Source organism: Maribacter luteus (assembly GCF_009674825.1).
Lineage (GTDB): Bacteria > Bacteroidota > Bacteroidia > Flavobacteriales > Flavobacteriaceae > Maribacter_A > Maribacter_A luteus.
On the sequence record NZ_WKJH01000001.1, the window covers coordinates 172,867 to 191,144 of the forward strand.

The 18,278-nt window shown below is 39.9% G+C and carries 13 protein-coding genes; 1 reads left to right on the top strand and 12 read right to left on the bottom strand.

The window, feature by feature from the left end:
* Positions 1–31: 31 nt before the first annotated feature.
* The 5 genes from GJ691_RS00690 to GJ691_RS00710 all read right to left on the bottom strand — a co-directional run bounded on the left by GJ691_RS00690 (position 32) and on the right by GJ691_RS00710 (position 8,030).
* A complete protein-coding gene (locus tag GJ691_RS00690; protein WP_154362742.1) occupies positions 32–3,280 on the bottom strand; it encodes an efflux RND transporter permease subunit in 3,249 nt (1,082 codons plus the stop codon).
* On the bottom strand, positions 3,280–4,422 hold the full coding sequence (locus GJ691_RS00695; RefSeq protein WP_154362744.1) for an efflux RND transporter periplasmic adaptor subunit: 1,143 nt from the start codon (positions 4,420–4,422) through the stop codon (positions 3,280–3,282). Before GJ691_RS00695 ends, GJ691_RS00690 begins: the two co-directional genes overlap by 1 nt.
* Positions 4,423–4,431: 9 nt before the next feature.
* Positions 4,432–4,902: a MarR family winged helix-turn-helix transcriptional regulator gene (locus tag GJ691_RS00700; RefSeq protein ID WP_154362746.1), complete on the bottom strand. Its 471-nt coding sequence runs from the start codon at positions 4,900–4,902 to the stop codon at positions 4,432–4,434.
* Between the two features lie 165 nt (positions 4,903–5,067).
* Complete coding sequence (locus GJ691_RS00705; protein WP_154362748.1) at positions 5,068–5,943, bottom strand: leucine-rich repeat domain-containing protein; 876 nt, start codon at positions 5,941–5,943, stop codon at positions 5,068–5,070.
* A gap of 170 nt (positions 5,944–6,113) precedes the next feature.
* Complete coding sequence (locus tag GJ691_RS00710; protein WP_154362750.1) at positions 6,114–8,030, bottom strand: ABC-F family ATP-binding cassette domain-containing protein; 1,917 nt, start codon at positions 8,028–8,030, stop codon at positions 6,114–6,116.
* A gap of 65 nt (positions 8,031–8,095) precedes the next feature.
* On the opposite strand from GJ691_RS00710, the gene GJ691_RS00715 reads away from it, so the two are divergent.
* On the top strand, positions 8,096–8,482 hold the full coding sequence (locus GJ691_RS00715) for a DUF983 domain-containing protein (protein ID WP_154362752.1): 387 nt from the start codon (positions 8,096–8,098) through the stop codon (positions 8,480–8,482).
* On the opposite strand, the gene GJ691_RS00720 is transcribed toward GJ691_RS00715, so the two are convergent.
* From GJ691_RS00720 to topA, 7 genes are all read right to left on the bottom strand, one after another.
* Complete coding sequence (locus GJ691_RS00720; protein WP_154362754.1) at positions 8,469–9,527, bottom strand: NAD(P)/FAD-dependent oxidoreductase; 1,059 nt, start codon at positions 9,525–9,527, stop codon at positions 8,469–8,471. The genes GJ691_RS00715 and GJ691_RS00720 overlap by 14 nt on opposite strands.
* 193 nt (positions 9,528–9,720) lie before the next feature.
* Positions 9,721–10,623 carry a type IX secretion system ring subunit PorN/GldN gene (gene porN, locus GJ691_RS00725; RefSeq protein WP_154362756.1) on the bottom strand — a complete coding sequence of 301 codons (903 nt, stop codon included), beginning with the start codon at positions 10,621–10,623 and terminating at the stop codon, positions 9,721–9,723.
* Positions 10,624–10,650: 27 nt separating this feature from the next.
* A complete protein-coding gene (gene porM / locus GJ691_RS00730; RefSeq protein WP_154362758.1) occupies positions 10,651–12,207 on the bottom strand; it encodes a type IX secretion system motor protein PorM/GldM in 1,557 nt (518 codons plus the stop codon).
* A gap of 62 nt (positions 12,208–12,269) precedes the next feature.
* Positions 12,270–12,923: a type IX secretion system motor protein PorL/GldL gene (gene porL, locus GJ691_RS00735; protein WP_154362760.1), complete on the bottom strand. Its 654-nt coding sequence runs from the start codon at positions 12,921–12,923 to the stop codon at positions 12,270–12,272.
* 114 nt (positions 12,924–13,037) lie between these two features.
* The gene (gene porK / locus GJ691_RS00740; RefSeq protein ID WP_154362762.1) at positions 13,038–14,393 is read right to left on the bottom strand and encodes a T9SS ring complex lipoprotein PorK/GldK; all 1,356 of its coding nucleotides are present in this window, start codon (positions 14,391–14,393) and stop codon (positions 13,038–13,040) included.
* 120 nt (positions 14,394–14,513) lie between these two features.
* Positions 14,514–15,671 carry a formimidoylglutamase gene (locus GJ691_RS00745; RefSeq protein WP_154362764.1) on the bottom strand — a complete coding sequence of 386 codons (1,158 nt, stop codon included), beginning with the start codon at positions 15,669–15,671 and terminating at the stop codon, positions 14,514–14,516.
* Between the two features lie 2 nt (positions 15,672–15,673).
* Positions 15,674–18,187 (bottom strand): type I DNA topoisomerase, encoded by a 2,514-nt coding sequence (gene topA, locus GJ691_RS00750; RefSeq protein ID WP_154362766.1) that lies wholly within the window; start codon positions 18,185–18,187, stop codon positions 15,674–15,676.
* Positions 18,188–18,278 lie beyond the last annotated feature (91 nt).

Sequence of the window (18,278 nt, forward strand, 5' to 3'; positions counted from 1 at the left end):
TGGCTTACACTTTCCAAAATCCTTAAATATTTTAATCATCATTATGACTCATAACCGCATGGCCTTCAGAAAGGTCACCGCTTAAATGAGCCTCCTCTTTCTGTTCCTTTATGGCCCTTTCAACCTCTTCCTTGGTGACACGTTCACCTGTTTTCAACCATTTGGTCCCCACCTTTATCTTATTACTGAAAGAAAGGAAAAGTGGCAACATCAATAAGGTCAAAACTGTGGCAAATGCAATACCGTAGGCAATGGAAATCGCCATAGGTTTTAAAAACTGTGCCTGTCTACTTTTTTCCAACAGCAATGGGGCCAAACCGGCAATGGTAGTTACCGAGGTCAGGAAAATAGCCCTAAATCTCGATTTTCCTGCTTCAATCAAGGCATCATCAAACTGCATACCTTCCCTAAGGTTTGCATTGAACTTACCTATGAGTACCAACCCGTCGTTAACCATAATACCGATCAATGCAATAATACCCAACATTGACAGAAAGTTCACCGGGAAACCATGTATCCAATGCCCCCAACCAACTGCTGTGATGCTAAAAGGCACCAACAAGATCAACATTAAAGGTTGACTGAAACTCCTAAAGGTAAAGGCGATGGTAATATAAATCAAGAGTATTACGGCCACACCTACCCCTTCCAACGAATTAATGGTTTTGTTCACTTCCCGGTTTTGACCTTCATAAGAAGGAGTCACCGTAGGATATTTCGATTGTATCCCCGGCATGATATTCGCTTTTATATCGTTCATAACGTCGGTAGCACTGGTCTCCTTTTCATTTTTCAAGTCAGCTGAAATTTGGATTTCACGTCTCCCTTCCAAACGATTGATCGCCACATCCCCCCTTTCGATAGAATAACTGGCTATTTCTTTTAAAGGCACCCGGTCCCCAGATGGCGTCTGTATGCGCATTTCATCTAAATCGGCAATAGAAGATCGGTTTCCACGATCATACCGAACCCAGACCTTAATCTCATCTTGCCCACGTTGAAAACGCTGTGCTTGGGAACCAAAAAAACCGGCCCTTACCTGATTCATTACCGTTCTTAGGTCCAACCCCAACAAATAAGCATTTTCCTTGAGTTCCAAACGTATTTCTTTTATACCCGCCGGGTCGTTATCCTCAATATCCTTTAAAGCGGAATTACTCAACATAGCCGTCTTCAGTTCATTCTTGGCCGCCTTTAATTCTTCAATGTTATTTCCCAGCAAGGATACCGAAACCGGATTCCCTCCAAAATTACCACCAGAACCATAAATCAAACTCTCTACCCCTATTACCGGACCCACCAACTCCCTGAGTCGATTAGTCACCAAATCCGAAACAATTTCATCAGGACGCTCCTCCCCTGGCAATAAATTCAGGGTCAGGGTAGCTGCTGACGACCCTGGACCCAATTGCTTTATCACATTCTCGTATAATACTTTACCTGTACCTTGCAAATATTTATCTGTCAATTCTTGATTCACGATTTCAGCCTTCGTCTCAATCATTGAAATTATTGAATCGGTCACCTTCTCATTCGTCCCATTGGGCATTAATAACTCTACCTGAACACGATCACTCGCGATCCGAGGAAAAAATGAAGTACGGATTATTCCCCCACCGATCGACCCTAAGGTCAGGATCAATAGCATTGAAAATATTCCAAAAGAAAAGAGCTTATGTTGCATTACGAACTGCAGGGTTGGACTGTACATTTTATCCCTCATCCATTTCATGAACCTGTCACCAGCCCGATTGATTCCCCTAAGACGGGCAAAGGCCGCTGCTATTCCCTTTTTCTCTGTATTATCAACCGGTTGAAGGGCCTTAGAGTGTGCCAAGTGGGCAGGGAGTATAATCAAAGCCTCTATCAAGGAAATTACCAGGGTGAGGATAACAATTACGGAAACTTCACTGAAAAACTCACCTATCCTACCATCCAAGAACAGGAATATCGAGAATGCCAGTACTGTCGTAATAATAGCAGAAACAATAGGGGGTATAACCTCCATGGTACCGTCAATCGCTGCGGCCAAAGGCGATTTTCCCCTCTCGTAATGCTGATAGATATTTTCTGCGATTACTATACCGTCATCAACAAGAATACCGATTACGATAATCATCCCGAATAATGAAAGTACATTTATGGTAACATCGAAAAAGCCTGCAAATATGAACATTCCCAAAAAGGAAATCGGCAAACCAAATGCTACCCAAAAGGCCAATCTTGTATTCAAAAAAAGTGAAAGGAACAAAAGAACCAAAAGCATACCCATAATGGCATTTTCGGTCAACAATTGGGTTCGCTGGTTCAAGGTCTTTGACTGATCACTCACCACATCTAAACGAACATTGTTATGCTGTTCGTTAAAATTCGCTATATACTCTTTGACCTTATCCGCAGAACTAAGTAAATCTTCTGTATTTGTACTTGTTATCGTGGTATTTATCGCCATATTCCCATTGAAATAAATGGCATTCGGGGTTTCGGAAAACCGGTCCCTGATAACGGCCACGTCTTTCAGGCGAACAGTTTGCCCACTAGCATCGGCCCTTACAATGATATTCGAAAGTTCACTACCATAATACGACCTATTATTTGCCCTTATCAGATATTCTTCCGCGTTCGTTTTAATATTACCTCCTGTTACCAAGATATTGGCATTACTAACAGCTTGGGCAACTTCATCAAAAGACATATCGTAGGCCAAGAGATTATTCTCATTTACCGCAATTTCTATCTCTTCTTCAGGATACCCGGAAATGTCTATCTGGGAAATTCCGTCAATGGCCCTAAGATCATTCTCTATTTGCCTTCCAATCTGTTTCAAGGTCGCTAAAGGGATGTTGTCACCACTAATAGCAAAATTTATGGTTTGCCTAACAGCCTCCAATTTAGAAACGATCAATGGCTCCATACCTGTCGGAAATGTAGGTACCCTGTCTACGGCATTTTTCACCTCTAGAAGCATAAAATCAATATCTCGCCCCTTTTCAATCTCAACATTTATGTTACCACTATTTTCTTGGGAGATGGAAGTAACCCTATCTACACCCTCCAAGCCTTTAAGGTTATCCTCGATCTTGAGTACAATACCCTCCTCAACTTCTTGTGGGGAAGCCCCAGGATAGGTAATACTTATTGAAATGTTCTTGGAATCGGAAAGCGGGAAAAAGGAGGACTTTAATGAAAGTGCCCCTATTAGTCCAAAAATGGCAAACGCAAAAATAAAAACATGTACCGCTACATGGTACTTGATGAAATAGGAAATAACGTTTCTCATTAGTTGGCCGTATTAGTTGATTCCCTTGTTTCTTTTTCTTGATATTGCTTTACCAACATGCCGGTATAAGCCCCGACAACAGGTTTACTTAAAATGGTCAATCCGTTGGGTACATTTTTCAACACCACCTTTTTATTTGAGAAATAAACCGGCTCAACATCTATCATATCCAATAAAGAGTCGCGAACAACAAAAATGCGGTTATTTTCCAATAATAGGTTTCTATCAATTTCTATGGCATTCGTTTCATCCTTGGCATCTAGATTGGCCTCAAGATACATACCCTCCCTAAGGCCACTGTCCCTAACCTCAATATAGGCCTTGATCGTCTGCGTTGCCTGATCCACACTTCCGTTGATCCTGGTCACCTTGCCTTTGTATTCCTTGGTCTTGTCTAGATTGGTGAGGGCTACTTGCTCCCCTACTTGGAGCAAGTCGCTGAATTTCTTGCTTATCGCGACCTCCAATTCATATACATCGGTATTTATGAACTCCCCTAACTTTTGACCGGAACGGATCAACGTTCCCTCGGTAACCAAGGCATCGGTCAAAACTCCATTGAAAGGTGCCGATATGGTATATTTCGTAAGTCTTTGCTCTAAATTCTTCACATTGTAATACGTGGTCAATATTCCCCTACCTGAAATAAAGAACTTTTCCTTTTCCGTAGTCATTTCCGGAAGTTTCGGAGTGGTCCCCTCTATATCAAAACCGGTGAGATACGCTTGCCATTTCGGAAAAATATCAGGGTAATCCAATCGAAGATCGGGCATTATGGACGTAAGCTGATTATATAGGTTACTTTTTGCCGATTGTACATTTGCCTTGTATTCAGAAGCGTCTATACGAATAATACTTTCGCCTTTGCGATAGGTTTGACCTGGGCGAAATAGCTTATTACCCCCACGAAAAACACCTTGCACCTCTGCATACAGTTCTAAGCGGTTCTTGGCCCTAAGATTACCATTGGCCGGCACCACTATTGGTATAATACCATTTTCTACCTTTTGCGTAAAAACGGTTTTTACGACTTTTTCAGCTTTGGGCTTGGCATTGCTCTTACTATCAATGATCAGTTTTGCTATGAAAATAGATGCCACGATAATCAGAACACCCAAAATACTTAAAATTGTTTTTCTCATATGGTTTGGCTATTGTACTAAACTTTCTTTCTTATAATTAATTTGCACTTTTTTCAATATTGCTATCAATTGCTTTTTTTCCATCTCCGAAATACCCTGCTCCATATCCTCAATAAATTGATTTAGGGCTAATTTGGACTTTTTGAAAACCATCCTTCCTTCATCTGTCAAAAACACTTGGTTGACACGTTTATCTTCTTTATCCTGTTTTCTTATAATGCATTTCTTCTTTTCCATGTTCGAAAGCAAACGGGTCAATGAGGATTTATCCCTATTGGTCAAAAATGCCAATTCGTTTTGGTTAAGCCCGTCCCCTTCATGATCATGCAACATTTTAAGCACTACGATCTGCTCTTTACTGAAGGGCAACCCATGCCGGCTTAAAAGCAAATGCAGATAATGATCCACGAATTTGGAGGTTCTACCCAGCCACGGAAGGATAGAATTTTCAAAATCAATTTGTACTTCATCTACTTGCATGTGGCGAAACTAACGAAAAACGTTTTTAGTTGCAGGTGCAACCAACGTTAAAATTATCATAATGTCATTGTTTGAACAGGTAAATTTTCTATTGATTTCACCCAAACAAAAAGGGATGCCTCCGCATCCCTTTTAACCAAACTAACTAAAACTATGAATCACTAACTATTCTTCGACATCTTCGAACTTTGTATCTGCCATTCTAGTTTTGCTAAAGTTAATGTCTTTGAAATCTATACGGGAATCATCCTTATCATAGTCAAAGACCAACATACCTCTTGTATCCATCATTCCTAAGTTCTCAAAGGAATTAAAGTTATTGTTTTGTATTTGAAATACCTCTAAACTAGCCAATTGCCCAAATTCAGCAGGTATGGCACCTCCTAAATGGTTGTTTGCCAAAACCAGTTCCCTCAATTTTGTAAGGTTACCCATTTCATTGGGTATTTTACCATCCAATCCATTTTCAAAAAGTCCCAAACTTTCCAATTGGGTCAGTTCACCTAAAGATTTGGGGATGGCCCCTTTCAAATTATTACTTGAAAGATTTAAGATCCTTAAGTTTTTCAGTCCTCCCAAAGCTTCTGGAATACTCCCTGAAATAAAGTTATTGAAAATGGAAAACTCCTCCAATTCCGTCATCATACCGATAGTATTGGGCAACGTTCCCTTTAGGCGGTTCATTTCCAATTTTAAGACCTTTAATTCTTTCAACAGACCTAAACTTGTTGGTAATGTTCCTGTGATGGAATTGAAAGCCAAATTCAACTTTTTCAGGTGACCCAGTTTACCAATACTAGTTGGCAAGGTTCCCGACAGATTATTATGGAACAATTCAATCCCTACAACATGATCTTTTTCAACATCAACACCGTACCATGTTTCACATTCGGTCTCTAAATCCCACGTAACTTTCCAAGATATCCCATTGGTACTTTCATAGAAATCTATCAAGGCTTGTTTTTCTTCTAAACTAACTTTAGCCAGTAATACACTATTGGCCATCATAGTCATCAAAACCAAACATAATATCCTTTTCATATTCCAAATAATTATTAATGAGTAAAACTACTTCTTATAAATTAAGAATTACCCTACAAATATAGCAGTAGAACCTGTTAAATCGCAACTTTTATCGTTAAACGGTTCTATAATGTTGTAAAAGTTCTGTTATGTGTGGTGTAGGAAAAGTTTAAACTAAAATTTAGGAACTACCCAACCGAATTTTCCAATTCGATGGTAATTTCGGTCCATTGTTCCATAAGTATTTCCAAATCTTTCTTTTTACCTTGGTAAGTATCGAAAAAATTAGGTGCCGCGATAGTAGCGTCATAGTTCATGAGAAGTTCGTGGTCTATTTCCTTTAATTCCTTTTCCAGTAAGGCAATTTTACTTTCCACTGTACTCAATTTATTCTTTAAGGACTTTACTTTCTTTTGGTCTTGAAAGGAATTTGATGGCTTTTGGGCTTTTACCTTCTTGGTTGAATTGCTCTTTTCCTTCTCAATGGCCCTAAAATCGGCTACCTTTCTTTGTTCCAGATAAAAGTCGATGTCTCCCAAATACTCTTTGATCTTCCTATCCCTGAACTCATATACTTTATTGGTCAATCCCTGAAGGAAGTCCCTATCGTGAGAAACCAATATGAGGGTGCCCTCAAAATTCTGTAGGGCTGTTTTCAATACGTTCTTGGATTGGATATCGAGGTGATTGGTAGGTTCATCCATCACCAATACATTAAAAGGTTGCAAAAGCATTTTTGCCAAAGCCAACCTATTGCGTTCACCTCCGGAAAGTACTTTCACGTATTTATCCACTTCCTCGCCCCTAAAAAGGAATGAGCCCAGAATATCACGTACCTTACTCCTATTGGATTCGTTGGCAGCGTCTATCATGGTATCCAAAACCGTTTTGCGTCCATCTAGGTATTCTGCCTGGTTCTGGGCAAAATACCCTATCTGCACATTATGCCCCAACTTGCATTTTCCTTCATACTCTATCTCGCCTACCATTATTTTTGCCAAGGTAGACTTCCCTTGACCGTTTTGGCCAACGAATGCAGTTTTACTATCGCGCTCAATTAGCAGGTCTATATTTTTGAGCACTAGATTATCCCCATAGTTTTTTGATAGGTCTTCAATTTCAGCAACTACTTTCCCGGGTGTTATTGAAATGGGGAATCGTAAATTCATTACGGCATTATCATCTTGATCTACCTCGATCCTCTCCATTTTATCGAGTTTTTTCATTAAGGATTGCGCCATAGAGGCTTTGGTAGATTTTGCCCTGAATTTCTCTATTAACCGCTCTGCCTGCTGAATTTCTTTATCCTGGTTCTTTTGGGCATTGAGTTGCTGCTCCTTCATTTCACCCCTTAACTTAAGAAATTCAGTATAGGGTTTCCCATAGTCATAAATGCGCCCTAAAGATATTTCAATCGTACGGTTAGTGACATTATCCAAGAACATCTTGTCATGGGAAACGATCATCACCGCCCCGGGGTAATTGGTCAAAAATTGCTCTAACCATATAATCGATTCTATATCCAAATGGTTGGTAGGCTCATCGAGCAACAATACATCATTGGTCTGTAACAATAGTTTGGCCAATTCGATACGCATACGCCAACCTCCGGAAAAAGTCTCGGTTTTCTTATTGAAATCTTCCCGTTTAAAACCAAGACCCAATAATATTTTTTCGGTCTCTCCTTGATAGTTATACCCGCCAATAATCTCAAAATGGTGTGTAAAATCATTTAAATCCACCATTAATTGGTGATATTCCTCACTCTCATAATCTGTTCTTTCGGCAAGTTGGTGGTTTACTTCCTCTAGCTTTCGCTCCAAGGATTTTATTTCCTCAAAAGCATGATAAGCCTCCTCTAGAACCGTTCTGCCCTGTTTAAAATCTATATCCTGTCTAAGAAATCCTATTTTTAAATTTTTCTCCGTGGCGATGGTACCCGAATCTATGGGCATATCTCTTGACAATAATTTCAAAAGTGTTGATTTTCCAGCACCATTTTTACCGATTAGGCCTACGCGATCTCCAGCATTTAACCTGAATGATATTTCCTCAAATAAATATTCACCCCCGAAAGAGACTGAAAGATTATGGACGTTTAGCATATTTTTGTGACCTAGGTTACTTTATGAAAAGTACAAATACTGTACTTTCGCGAAAACTTTTGCAAATGTTAAAAAAAGGAAACAAACTCTACAGTATTTTAACAGGAACTTGCCCTAAATGCCACAGTGAAAGTATGTATTTGGAGAAAAACCCTTATAAATTGGGCAAATTGTTCAAAATGCATGAACGTTGTTCGCATTGCAATACGAAATACAAGATCGAACCTTCCTTCTTTTACGGTGCCATGTACGTTAGTTACGGGGTGGGTGTCGCTTTTGCCGTTGCTGCTTTTGTAATTTCCTTTTTGTTCATCGGTACTTCCCTATTTACATCTTTTATTGCAATAGTAGGTACCATGATAATTTTTTTACCAGTGATCATTCGCTTATCCAGAAATATTTGGATAAACTTTTTTGTTCATTACGATCCCAATGCCGCTAAGAAGAAATAGTATATTTTTTATTATACCGTTGGATATCTATTTCCGGGGGCAACATCACTTCGTTTTCAATAAATTCCCAAAGTTGTTTTGAGACCGTTGGTGCAATAAGCACTCCTCGGGAACCTAAACCGTTCAATACATACATTTGTTTATGTTCAGGATGGCGGCCAACCAATGGCCTTCTATCAGCAACCGTTGGCCTTATACCCGCGGCATGACCAACGATTTCGTATTCGCTTTTTATAAACGTATGAAGTTTAGTCAATAATTCGTTTTTGGCCCTTTCGGTAGGTGTGTTGGTCTTATCCGTTCTTTCATAGGTTGCACCGACCCTATAATGATCCCTACCTAAAGGAATTATAAAAACAGATGATTTAATGATCTCATTCACCTTTAATGAAGGTGCCTTTATGGTCAAAAGTTCCCCTTTACTACCCTGTAATGGCAGATAGTTGAAATAAGGATTTTTCTTAAGACCGAAACCTTGCGCAAAAACAATTCTCTTGGCTTCAATATTTTTATACTTTACATAACCTTGTAGTACTTGTAAGCTATCAAAATCGAAAGTCTCTTTTACAAATTTTTCCTTTTCCAATAGATGGGCTTCGTATGAGGCAATCAGAGTCTTCACATCGATTCTTCCCGTATGCAGAACTTTCCCAAAACCAAAAGGAGCTGCAATGGCCTCGTTTCCGTTTACGACAACGGTGGTACTAAGAAACCTACCAAGCTTTTTTTTAGCCGCTGCTTCGAACCAAAGGTTTTGCTCCTCTATAGATGCGAATTTCCTTAAAATAGGAATCTTATAATCTAATTGTACGCCTAATTTCGTCTCGAGTTTACCGTAAAAGTATAAGGCAGTTTCCAATTGGGAATCGGCATTCCACGCCAATGTAAATCGTTTCAGTATTACCGGATTGTACAACCCGCCCGCAACAAGGGATGAAGTTTGTGACCCATCGGAGATAACCTTATACTCCTTTCCCGTAACCTCCAATTGCTCACAAAAAGAAACGCCAGCCAAACCAAGGCCAACAACCAAATAATCTATCATGCCGTAAAATTATACATTCTATTAAACTCGAAGTAATTCCTGAACATAAAAAAACCCTGACGAAATCGCCAGGGTTTTCATTTTATGTATTGAATTGGAATTTACAGTACATTAGGGTCTTATCTCCCTTTAATTTGGCAGTTAATAATGCCAATTACTAGAATACTATAATTGTATTCAGATCAGGGCTTTATTAATAGGCCCACATATCCTGTTCCCTATCCCTAATATTCTCTTTGATTCTTTTAGCCTCTAAGAGTTGGAACAAGGCATTGTCAGCAATGTAGTCATTGACCTTACGGTCACCGTGAACATTATCCTCACGATAAATAACACCATTGAACCTTCTAGCATTCAACAACATATCATATGTGATAGGTTGTGCCGAGTTGCGTTGGTTAAAAACTTTTGCTTCGTGCAAGATCTGTCTTGCACTTGGGTACCATACCCAGAAAAGCTCAACCTTGGCATCTGAAGGATCCATAGATTCATCATCAATGAAGTTAACATCGGGAGCAACAGGGGCAATACCTAACAAACGGTATTTTAATTCTCCCTGGCGCTTGTCGAAATACCAGATTCCTTTAATGCGATACTCTTCTATATCTGCGGCAGTCAAATCCCGCTGGTTGATAAACTCCGGTGATAGTTCCTCACCCGCATTTATCTGTTCGTATCCCATATCGGTGGTATCTACTTTCTGTAACGTAGCGGCCAAATCACTGAACTTTCTTTTTTCAGTAAAATAGGAATCTACATATACATCTTCCAATTTACCGTTTTTGATGCTCTTGATAAGCACATCGTATAACGACCTTCTATCAGAACCTATATCAACGGTATCTATCGGATAATAGAGTGGAAAGTTGACACGCTCATCCAGATCAATGGTCTCCCATACGGTTTTGGACCAAAGGATATCCCTATCATCTACATAACCGTACTCCAACGGAGCATCATTGTCCAGAGCTTTCTGCGCTTCGGTCCTTACACCTATCTGTTCTGGCTTTTTAGCATTCAATATGTTTGCTTGGGCCATGATCGATGCAGGCAGTAGACTAACAGCTCCGATTAATAAAACATTCTTCCAATTCATAAAATATAATTTAAATAATACTACTTATTAGTTTGTTATCTCTACAACTACTGGAGATACCTTTTTAAGTTTGTAGCTCTTATTGTTCGTGATATAAGCATTTACGTCGAATATCTGAACAGCATCACCACGTTTGGCTCTTTTCAAGGCAGATTTGGCCCTAGAGTCAAGTTTGTTACCATTTACACTTACGGTAGGCTGACCAGGTACTTTGAATTTGAATCCACTTACTTTTAGGTTCAAGTCAAAATCAAAGTCTTCCAATAAAGCACCGACTGTAGCAATCTCCAAGTTCTTTCTTGGCATTTTAGTACTACCGGTCTCACCTCTAATAGCTCCTGCAGGTCTTGGAATATCCTTGATCCTGAATTCAGATCTAGAAGATACGGTCTGACCATCTGGCAATTTACCAGAAGCTGTAATCGTAACTGTTCTACCAGTACCGGGATTCATTACATATTTACTACCACTTACGGATTTTAAACCTGGTGCGGAAGCATTTACTTTGTTATTTGGTATACCTGGGATTGAAATAGACATTGGGTTAGAAACACCACGATAAACAACGTTCATCTTATCAGCAGCTATCAAAGCAGCATTTGGCTTACTAATGGTCGCAAAGCTATTATTGACCTCAACAGGAATTTCCTCACCATCTTGCATAAAGAACATGGTACCTTTGATTTCATGATCACCAGCAGAACCGGCACCAATCAACATTTTAATACCACCAGCTTCCAAAGCATAGTCTTTACCTTCAGACAATTTTCTACCGTCAAGGGTCAATTCTGCCCTTACAGGTGTTGAAGATTTATCTGTTTTACTGATAATGATCTTACCATCGTACTTTTCACCGGCATAGAAAGCGGATTTACTGGCAGCCAATGACGTTGCGAAATTCTTCAAAGAAACCTGGTTGGTCAACTCACCCTCAAGCATTGATTTCAAAGCAGCCTCTTCAGTTGCCTTAACGTCTGCCTGAAGCGATGTAAGTTTAGCCAATGAAGCTACTAAAGGATACCCTTCATAGTGATAATTAATCCAATCTTGCATTCCGTCTTTGGCCTTAACCTTACCTTCTTCGTTTCCTGTTTGAAAACGGGTAATTACGGATTCTTTCAAAGAAGCAGGTACCATTGCCGCAACCTGATCGCGGTAATCAGTGATTCTCTTCATGAATTCCTTACCTTCTTCGGCTAGGTTATCACCTTGGAAAAACTTCTGGTCCAAGAAATCTGAATTGTCCATACGGGCATAATCCTTTGGATCCTCCACTTTTTCCATCATCCCTTTCTTAAGACCTTCCAAATAGTCGAAATACTCTTGGGACATTGTTTTAATCGTCTGGGCTTTTTGATATAGCTCGCCATACTTCTTAGCATCTTCAGACGCTTTGGTTTCTAGACTTCCCAAGAAAGCTTCATTACTTTCGGTTGTCTTTATGTTAGAAGCTTCTAGCTTTTCGTTCATGATACCGAACGCTGCTAAAACTTCTTTACTCATATTTAAGGCCAACATCGCGATGAAGATCAAGTACATTAGGTTGATCATCTTCTGACGTGGTGACTGTTTTCCTCCTGCCATTTTTTCTAATTAGATATTAATGATTATTTGATTTGGGTTTGGGGTTTGGACTAATGTTCTAATTAGTTTCTGTTCATAGCAGTTAACATACCACCGTATACTCCGTTAAGAGAAGATAGGTTAGTGGCCAAAGATTCCATTTGATCTTTAAGAGCACTGGCATTCTGAACAACTTCTTCGTTTACGCTAGCTTGTCTGCTTGCACTTTCCAATTGTACTTTGTACAAACTGTTCAAAGATTCCATTTGGGCAGCTGCCTGAACCATTTCATCAGAATATTTTTTGGTAGACTCCATGGCATCCACTGTAGGGGCGATACCTTTTGCTGCACCTTCGAAATTCTTGATACTGGAACCTAAGCTCTCCATAAGACTAGCGTCGATACCGGCTTCTTCCAATAGATTATCCAATTTTTTAGATAAAGAAGTTTCCGATTCCTTGATTTCAGCAAGTTCGTTTTTCTTAGAACCGCTGCTCATTCCACCAGCTAATTCTGGGTATACCAATGACCAATCGTATTCGTCATCTACCGGTTCAAATGCACTAATGGCAAAAATAAGTGCTTCTGTAATAAGACCTACAGACAATAAAAGACCTCCTGTTAACGGACCGATCTCCCAGTGAAGGATCTTGAACAATGCACCAATAATTACTACCGATGCTCCAAGCCCGTAAGCCATGTTAAATAATTTTTTTGTTGATTTTGACTGTGCCATAATTTTAAATTTAATTTTAGTTAATGTTAATAATAAGTATTTGGTTAAAGTTTGATTTTTTCCCCATCCGATATCGAACCGGGAATTGGGACGTATTTATGATAATCGTTATTCTTATTGTGTTGAATCTTCTTCTCCCATATAATCCTGTACGGTTCTAAAACCTACATAACTACGGGCAGAATCCGCATATTCGTAATCCCTGGTACTTACTTGTAGGAAATAAGCAACATCTTTCCAAGATCCTCCCCTAATTACCTTTCTGGCATTGTTTCCGTCGCCACCATTAGGGTTCATCGTAGATACATATTCGTATGAACTTGGATCATAACTGGAGTTTGTCCACTCCGAAACATTCCCTGCCATATTGTACAGGTTAAAGTCATTCGGTTCGTATGATTTGGCCTCAACGGTGTATAGTGCTTGATCGGCTGCGTAATCACCACGTTGTGGTTTAAAGTTTGCCATAAAACAACCGGTATCACTTATAACATAAGGACCACCCCAAGGATATGTACCTCCTTCGATACCTCCTCTTGCCGCATATTCCCATTCTGCCTCAGTAGGCAACCTGAATTTATTCACGAATTGTTTACCCCTGCTCTTTTGGTCATCGTTCTTGAACTTGGTTCTCCAATTACAAAATGCCTTGGCCTGTTTCCAGGAAATACCGACTACAGGGTATTCACTATAAGCATCGTGCCAAAAATAATCGTTGTGCATGGGCTCATTATAGGAATATTCAAAATCCCTGATCCAAACGGTCGTATCTGGATAAATTTCCAATTCTTCATGCTTAATGAAATCTTTTCTGTTTCCGTTTCTGGAACGGGCGGCAGCTTCGATATCCATCCAGCTATACTTATACTTGAGAGCGGTAACATCAATGGTCCTTTGACCATTATATGATTCCTCTTCGGATATATATAAAGAATCCATTACTTCAGTATAATATTCATCTGGGTAGTCCGAGGTATCCCAGACCAAGTCCACATCGGTATTCAATGCACGACCCTCATAACCTGTTTCTCCCATGCCAGAATAATTATCCAACATATACTTGTCATAAACAGATGCTTTGGTCGTATCCGCATCTTTAAACGCATAATCACCGATACCTCCATCTTCAGGACCTAATCCCAGCTCATCGGCCAAAATAGCTAATTTGGTTCTGGTTATAGAATCTTTGACCCACTCAACGAACTGCCTATATTCACTGTTCGTTATTTCCGTGTCATCCATATAAAAGGATCGCACTGTAACAGTTTTGGTAGGTGCATTGAGAAGTTTGGCCTGATCTTCCTCACTTTTACCCATGATGAAAGATCCGCGTGGGATCAATTCCATTCCATAAGGTTTTTCCGGGTACCACTTTTTGCCTTGGACGCCGACCAGCTCTCCTTTTGTTTTGGACCCACAACTGGTGAGTAAAAAAACAAATGCTATAGATGATAACAATAGCTTCTTCATACTTTAGGTTAAATTTCGATTAAGGTTATAAATGCAAACACAATTATTATTCTACTCTCTAAAACTACGTTTTGGGTAAATTATTGTACGTTATACGATTATCGCCTAATTTTTTTTTAATCAGTTAAAGCCTTTTCTGTAGGCCTTGAACCACCTCTCTGGAATATTCTGGTTGCAAGCATCCAAATAGTCCTGTTCGGTGCAAGGTAATAACGCCACTGATCCGGCTTTAGTATGTGAAGTCAAAATTGAAGGTACCTCTACCCACCATCTTTCGGTAAGATGGCTCTTATAATAGACCAACTGCTCAGTATCAGTCGGCACGGTATACTTTGTAAAATCGTCTGATTTTGAATAAGGGGATTCATCGATCCTGAAATTGACCCCTTCTATGAAGTACCATATGATCTGGGCCAACAATTGGCAAGACTGATCTATATTTTCCATTTCATAGATGCCGAAAACACTGACCTTCTCGCTTAGGCCCGCATATCTGGCTATGGCACATATCTCCCTTCCATCAAAACCATTAGGTGAGAAATTCGGTGAAATTCCAAATTCGCTCGACTTAATCGCCCTGGTATCCAAACTTACCATATGGGCATTTCGAAGTACTGGTTCTGCCAAAGAAACGTCATTGATCAACTCACCCAACCTGTAGGCATCAAAAAAAAGGCGATCCATAAGATCTTTTTCTTCCTGCGCGATAAAATAACTTTGGTATCCTAAATTGGAAAAATTGAAAAGATTGTTCGGTTTATCAGTGATGATCTTACTCATATAGGAGTGGGAAGATATAAGTTCATCTTCCATTCCGAAATCAAAACGACTATCTATCGCCACCAAATTCACCATATCACGGATACCGTCATAGGCACGGTAGGCTGCATAGGTAATATCTTGGGTAGCCCCTAAAATAACAGGTATGATATTCTCTTCAAGTAAACCTGCGACTATTTCCTTAACCACGAAATAGGTGTCATTGACGGTTTCCCCTTCTTCAATATCGCCCATGTCAACAATAGTTGAATTCCAATTGCCCAACATTAACTTGTACAGTTGAATCCGAATGGCGGAGACATCTAATTTTTCCAGTTTCTTTTCATAGGCGTTACGGGATTCCCGAACACCCAGAAGAGCAATGGTCGCATTGGCCAGTACCGGAAGACCATCATTCTTTGTATGTGCATAAATATGTCTTCCAAGAGCCTGTGCGGGTAACAATTCGGTATGGGCCAATACCTTATCTTCTACAGGAACCAAAAAATCGAATGCCATACTTATTTCTTAGCTTTAGTTTTTGCCTTTGCTTTTGCCTTTGTTTTTGCCTTTGTTTTTCGTTTTGGGGTCTTCTTCTCTATTAAGGTCTTTGCTTCTTCCAAAGTCATCTTTGTGACGTCAACGGTTTTTGCGAGTTCTACCTTGACCTTACCCTTAATGACATTGTGCCTTCCCCATCTGGCCTTTTCTATTCGGATTCCCTCTTCGGGCCATTCCTGTATAAGCTTATCTATTTCTTTTTGCTTCTTGGCCTCTATCAGTTCTTCAATATCCGCTTGTGAAAGGTTATCGAAATCGTATTTCTTATTTACATTGATGAACATGCCGTCCCATTTAATGAACGGACCAAATCTTCCAACCCCTTTAATCACATCCTTATTTTCATAAGATGCTATTGGCGCGTCGGCTTTTTGTTTTTCCTTGATCAACTCGATCGCTCGCTCCAAGGATACATCCATAGCGCTTTCGCCTTTGGCCAACGAAACGAACTTTTTGCCAAATTTCACATATGGCCCAAATCGCCCAACATTTGCCTCTATCTCCTCTCCTTCAAAAACCCCCAGTTTTCTGGGAAGCTTAAAGAGGTCCATCGCCTCTTCAAAAGTTATCGTATTCAACGATTGGTCTGGAGCCAAACTTGCAAATTGTGGTTTTTCCTCGTCATCAACGGTACCTATCTGTACCATTGGCCCGAACCTACCTAATCGTACCGAGACTTGTTTACCGGTCTTAGGGTCTTTACCCAATACTCGTTCACCACTGGCACGATCTGCATTTTCTTCGACATCAACTACCGTAGGATGGAAATCTTTATAAAAATCTTTCATCACCTTGTGCCAATCTTCCTGGCCATCGGCAATCTCATCAAAATCCTCTTCGACCTTAGCCGTAAAGTTATAATCTAAAATATTCGAAAAATGACTTACCAGGAAGTCATTGACGATCATACCTATATCGGTAGGTACCATTTTTCCTTTATCGGAGCCAACCGTTTCAGTCAATTCCTTTTCCTTGACCACGTTGGCCTTCAAAGTAAATTGAACGTACTTTCTCTCTGTACCCTCTACAGTACCTTTCTCTACATAACCTCTATTCTGTATGGTAGAAATGGTAGGAGCATATGTCGACGGTCTTCCGATTCCCAATTCTTCCAATTTTTTAACCAAGGAGGCTTCGGTAAAACGATATGGAGGTCTTGAAAAACGCTCGGTTGCCGTCATATAATTATTGAACAAGGCATCACCTACCTTCATCGGTGGCAACATCCCTTCTTGTTCTTCAGAAATGTCCTCATCATCGAGTCCTTCCATATAAACCTTAAGAAAACCGTCGAATTTAATTATTTCACCATTGGCTGTGAACTCATCTGAATGCGTACTGGCCTTGATTTTTACGTTGGTTCGCTCTAGCTGGGCATCGCTCATTTGCGAAGCTATGGTCCTTTTCCAAATAAGATCATACAACTTTGATTGATCCCGTTCTAAAGAAGGCGACTGTCTTGACATATCGGTAGGTCGAATGGCCTCGTGTGCTTCTTGCGCTCCCTTGGACTTACCCTTGAAATTACGAACCGTACTGTATTCCTCACCGTAGTGGTCGATAATTTCATCTTTGGCCGCATTGATAGCTTCCCCTGAAAGGTTTACACTATCGGTCCTCATATATGTTATAAGACCTGCTTCATATAATCGCTGGGCAACTTGCATGGTCCTAGCCACTGAAAAATATAATTTCCTGGATGCTTCTTGCTGTAAGGTAGATGTTGTAAACGGTGCTGACGGGGATTTCTTAGCTGGTTTCTTATCTAAGTTCCCGATAGAAAAATCAGCTTTGATATTTTTATTCAGAAAGGCTTCTGCCTCTTCCTTTGTAGCAAAAGTTTTACCCAATTTAGCGGTGAATACACCTCCGCTCCCTGTTTTGAATTCTGCCGAAACCTTAAAAGAGGCTTGGGGGGTAAATGCTTCAATATCACGCTCCCTTTCCACAATCAACCTTACGGCAACCGATTGTACACGACCTGCCGAAAGCCCTGGTTTTATTTTCTTCCAAAGTACCGGTGACAATTGGTAACCCACTAAACGATCCAATACCCTTCGCGCCTGTTGGGCGTTTACAAGATCATAATTTATCTCCCGTGGATTTTCAATGGCTTTTTGAATTGCTGATTTGGTGATCGAGTTGAATACGATTCTTTTGGTCTTTGCCTTATCTAACCCTAAAGTCTCTGAAAGGTGCCATGAAATAGCTTCCCCCTCTCGGTCCTCATCACTGGCCAACCATATGGTCTCTGCTTTTTTCGCTAAATCCTTAAGCTTTTTTACTAGGGCTTTTTTGTCTTTATCGACGATATATTTTGGAATGAAACCATTTTCAACATCAACTCCCAATTCCTTCGAAGGCAAATCGGCTATGTGACCAAAGCTCGATTCCACCTTAAAATCCTTACCCAAAAACTTCTCTATAGTTTTGGCCTTTGCAGGAGACTCAACAATTACTAAATTTTTCGCCATCTACCTTATTTATGGGTACAAATGTATACTAAAAATTAAACTTTGAAATTTGAAGTATTCATTTTTCCCTATTATTCCTAAATAATAACCA

What these genes read in the sequence shown, in the direction of transcription:
- GJ691_RS00690 (WP_154362742.1), bottom strand. Translation starts at nt 3,280, where the DNA reads ATGAGAAACGTTATTTCCTATTTCATCAAGTACCATGTAGCGGTACAT.
- GJ691_RS00700 (WP_154362746.1), bottom strand. Translation starts at nt 4,902, where the DNA reads ATGCAAGTAGATGAAGTACAAATTGATTTTGAAAATTCTATCCTTCCG.
- GJ691_RS00695 (WP_154362744.1), bottom strand. Translation starts at nt 4,422, where the DNA reads ATGAGAAAAACAATTTTAAGTATTTTGGGTGTTCTGATTATCGTGGCA.
- porL (WP_154362760.1), bottom strand. Translation starts at nt 12,923, where the DNA reads ATGGCACAGTCAAAATCAACAAAAAAATTATTTAACATGGCTTACGGG.
- GJ691_RS00715 (WP_154362752.1), top strand. Translation starts at nt 8,096, where the DNA reads ATGTTAAAAAAAGGAAACAAACTCTACAGTATTTTAACAGGAACTTGC.
- GJ691_RS00720 (WP_154362754.1), bottom strand. Translation starts at nt 9,527, where the DNA reads ATGATAGATTATTTGGTTGTTGGCCTTGGTTTGGCTGGCGTTTCTTTT.
- GJ691_RS00745 (WP_154362764.1), bottom strand. Translation starts at nt 15,671, where the DNA reads ATGGCATTCGATTTTTTGGTTCCTGTAGAAGATAAGGTATTGGCCCAT.
- GJ691_RS00705 (WP_154362748.1), bottom strand. Translation starts at nt 5,943, where the DNA reads ATGAAAAGGATATTATGTTTGGTTTTGATGACTATGATGGCCAATAGT.
- topA (WP_154362766.1), bottom strand. Translation starts at nt 18,187, where the DNA reads ATGGCGAAAAATTTAGTAATTGTTGAGTCTCCTGCAAAGGCCAAAACT.
- porK (WP_154362762.1), bottom strand. Translation starts at nt 14,393, where the DNA reads ATGAAGAAGCTATTGTTATCATCTATAGCATTTGTTTTTTTACTCACC.
- GJ691_RS00710 (WP_154362750.1), bottom strand. Translation starts at nt 8,030, where the DNA reads ATGCTAAACGTCCATAATCTTTCAGTCTCTTTCGGGGGTGAATATTTA.
- porN (WP_154362756.1), bottom strand. Translation starts at nt 10,623, where the DNA reads ATGAATTGGAAGAATGTTTTATTAATCGGAGCTGTTAGTCTACTGCCT.
- porM (WP_154362758.1), bottom strand. Translation starts at nt 12,207, where the DNA reads ATGGCAGGAGGAAAACAGTCACCACGTCAGAAGATGATCAACCTAATG.